Source organism: Mammaliicoccus fleurettii (genome assembly GCF_003970575.1).
GTDB classification, from domain to species: domain Bacteria; phylum Bacillota; class Bacilli; order Staphylococcales; family Staphylococcaceae; genus Mammaliicoccus; species Mammaliicoccus fleurettii.
The window spans coordinates 1-3,605 of the sequence record NZ_RXWZ01000108.1; the positions used below are offsets into that span (position 1 = coordinate 1).

The 3,605-nt window shown below is 33.4% G+C and carries 4 protein-coding genes; 1 reads left to right on the forward strand and 3 read right to left on the reverse strand.

Translation table 11 applies throughout. From position 1 onward, the window contains the following. Positions 1-119: 119 nt before the first annotated feature. The 3 genes from tkt to sosA form a co-directional block, all read right to left on the reverse strand. Entirely contained in the window at positions 120-2,108 is a 1,989-nt protein-coding gene (tkt, locus tag CD129_RS08755; protein ID WP_115337489.1) for a transketolase, read from the reverse strand. Between the two features lie 85 nt (positions 2,109-2,193). Then, positions 2,194-2,430, reverse strand: a complete 237-nt coding sequence (locus CD129_RS08760; protein ID WP_115337490.1) for a DUF896 domain-containing protein — start codon at positions 2,428-2,430, stop codon at positions 2,194-2,196. A gap of 78 nt (positions 2,431-2,508) precedes the next feature. Next, positions 2,509-2,718, reverse strand: a complete 210-nt coding sequence (gene sosA, locus CD129_RS08765) for a DNA damage-induced cell division inhibitor SosA (protein ID WP_078356321.1) — start codon at positions 2,716-2,718, stop codon at positions 2,509-2,511. Between the two features lie 144 nt (positions 2,719-2,862). Between sosA and lexA the strand changes: the two genes are divergently transcribed. Then, positions 2,863-3,483 carry a transcriptional repressor LexA gene (lexA, locus tag CD129_RS08770; RefSeq protein WP_078356320.1) on the forward strand — a complete coding sequence of 207 codons (621 nt, stop codon included), beginning with the start codon at positions 2,863-2,865 and terminating at the stop codon, positions 3,481-3,483. Positions 3,484-3,605: the final 122 nt, after the last annotated feature.

The window sequence follows — 3,605 nt, forward strand, 5'->3', positions numbered from 1 at the left end:
ATTGATATCTATTTTAATATTTCTAGTCATAATAAAACTCCCTGCTAAGTTTTCACTATTTAAGTGTTTACTTAACAGGGAGCATATCAAATTTCTTGGATGAGGCTTTTGTTGAATAATTAGAAGCTTAATACTTGGTTTAATACATTTTCTTTAGTAAATCCGTATTTTTCTACTACTAAGTCACCAGAAGCACTAGCACCGAATGTATCGATACCAATTACTTTACCTTCAAGACCTACATATTTATGCCAACCTAGAGAAGATGCCATTTCAATAGCGACACGTTTAGTGATTGAAGGAGGTAATACAGAAGATTTATATTCTGCATCTTGTTGATCGAATGCATTCCAGTTCGGTAATGATACTACTTGTACACCTTTACCTTGTGCTTCAATATCTTTTGCTGCATCTACAGCAAGAGAAACTTCTGAACCAGATGCTATTAATAAGTACTCAGGCTCAATTTCAGAGCGATATACTACATATCCGCCTTTACGAACGCCTTCTTCTACTACTGATTCTTCAACATCTAAAGCTGTTAAGTTTTGTCTAGTTAAAACTAATGCTGTAGGAGTTGAATCTGATTCTAGTGCAACTTTCCATGCTACTCTTGTTTCGTTACCATCTGCTGGACGAATTAAATTCAAGTTAGGAATTGCTCTTAAACCTGCTAATTGTTCAACTGGTTCATGCGTTGGTCCGTCTTCACCTACTGCGATTGAATCATGTGTGAATACGAATGTTGAAGGTACTCCCATGATTGCTGAAAGACGAACTGCTGGTTTCAAGTAATCACTGAATACGAAGAATGTTGCACCATATGGTTTAACACCACCATGTACTGCCATACCATTGACTGCTGCAGCCATTCCAAATTCACGAACACCGAACCAGATGTTACGACCTTCTGGAGTTTCGCTATCAAAATCAGCCTCATCTTTAACGTTTGATTTATTTGATGAAGCTAAATCAGCTGATCCACCGAAAAATGCAGGAACTGATTTACTTAATGCTTGAATTACTTCTCCAGAATCAGCACGTGTAGCACTACTATTACCAGGTTCATAAACAGGTAAATCTTTAGCGTAGTCTGCAGGTAATTCATTAGAGATAGCTTGTTTAAATGCTTCACCTAATTCAGGATGTGCATTTGTATACGCTTCAACTAATTTATCCCATGCTGTTTCAGCTTCGTTAGCACGAGTTAACATTGTTTCACTAAATACATCGTAAACTTCTTGTGGCACATTAAATCGTTTTGAAGGGTCTAAACCATATGATTTAAATGCAAGTTCGCGTTCTTCTGCACCTAATGGGTTACCGTGAACACCATTAGTACCAGCTTTATTTGGAGAACCATAACCAATAATTGTTTTTACTTCAATCATTGTAGGACCATCTAATTTTTTAGCTTTAGTTATAGCCTTATCAATTGCTTCTAAGTCATTACCATCTTCGACTAAAATATAACTCCAGCCGTATGAAGTAAATCTTTCTTTAACATTTTCAGAAAATGCTTTATTTAAATCACCATCTAATGAAATATCATTAGAGTCATATAATGTAATTAATTTATCAAGTTTTAAATGACCAGCTAATGAAGCAGCTTCATGAGAAACACCTTCCATTAAATCGCCATCACTTGCTAATACATATGTGTAATGATCTACTACATCATATTTTTCTTTATTGAATTTACCAGCTAAATGTTTTTCAGCCATTGCCATACCAACACTCATAGCAAAACCTTGTCCTAATGGTCCAGTTGTTACTTCAACGCCATCAGTATGGTTAAATTCTGGATGTCCAGGTGTTTTTGAATCCCATTGTCTAAAGTTTTTCACTTCTTCAAGTTCTAAGCTACCTGAAACATGTAATAAACTATATAATAATGCTGATCCGTGTCCTGCAGATAATACAAAACGATCTCTATTAAAGTAATTCTTAGACTGAGGATTAAAATTTAAATGCTTAGTCCATAATGTATATGCCATTGGTGCAGCACCCATAGGTAAACCAGGGTGTCCTGAGTTAGCTGCTTCAATAGCATCTATACTTAAAGCACGAATTGAATCTACTGCAAGTTGATCTTTTTCATTAAACATAAATGTAGTCTCCTTTATTCTTGTAATCCCTTTTCATTATACATGAAAAAAATTCGAAAATTAATTATTATCTCTTAATTTATATTTATTTCCTAATATTATTATTTTTTTGAATTTCTTTCACTTTATCTGGCGTAACATCATTACCTTCTGGATCGATAATTTTTGTACTTTCTATCGTACTTTTAAAGTTACCTCGAAATGCTTGTAAATATTCAGCTCGCAATTTAGTCTGTTCTTTCGCTTCTGATTCCGACAAACCTTCTATCTTCTTTTTATTAGCGAGTTCATTGATTCTATCTATTTTTGCTTTATCTAACATATTATCCCCACTTTCTACATACTTAAAAGATACCAAAAAATACGAGTAAATCCAAATGGATTTACTCGTATTTTTCAATTATTCTATAGACCCTATTAATGTATTTGAATTAGTTAAATGATTAGGTTGTTTATCTTCATGTTGTTTAATTTGATGATCTGTCATCTCGTACGTCTGTTCTGTTGTATAGATATCACTCGACTGTGCTAAATATAAATATCCTATTAATAGAGTCATTAAGAATACTGCCAAATATACTAATACCGTCTTCTTTATTGTAATTGTCATACTCAATTCCTCCTAGAACGTTTGTTTGTATTTTTATAATAACAGAACAACTGTTCGTAGTCAATAAAAATACGAACAAATGTTTGTTCGAAGGAAACGTATGTGCTATAATATGGTTAAATAATTAATTGGGAGCGTGCGACTATGAAAGAATTAACTAAACGTCAATCTGAAATATATCAATTCATCAAACATATAGTACAAACGAAAGGGTATCCACCTAGTGTTCGTGAAATTGGTTTAGCAGTTGGCCTTGCATCAAGTTCTACAGTACATGGTCATTTATCTAGATTAGAAGAAAAGGGATATATCAAACGTGACCCAACTAAACCTCGTGCAATTGAAATAACTGAAACTGTTGGAGAGAACATCAATCAAGAGAATACAATTCACGTACCAGTTATAGGTAAGGTTACAGCAGGTATTCCAATTACAGCTGTTGAAAATGTCGAAGAATACTTCCCATTACCTGCACATTTTACTTCTACACATAATAGCAACATCTTTATTTTAGATGTAATTGGCGATAGTATGATAGAAGCTGGCATATTAGATGGAGATAAAGTTATTGTTCGTAGCCAATCCATTGCTGAGAATGGCGATATCATTGTAGCTATGACAGAAGATGATGAAGCAACTGTTAAACGCTTCTATAAAGAAGAAAAGAGATATAGACTTCAACCTGAGAATAATACAATGGAACCAATTTACTTAGATAATGTAACAGTATTAGGTAAAGTAGTAGGATTATTTAGAGAGATGTAATAATACAAAAAAGGAGATGCAAATGCATCTCCTCAGACTGTGGACAAACTGAACTTAATTTTATAAGTTCAGTTTGTTTTTTTGTTTTAATAAGTATGTTTTATTAAATTTAAGCTTAAACT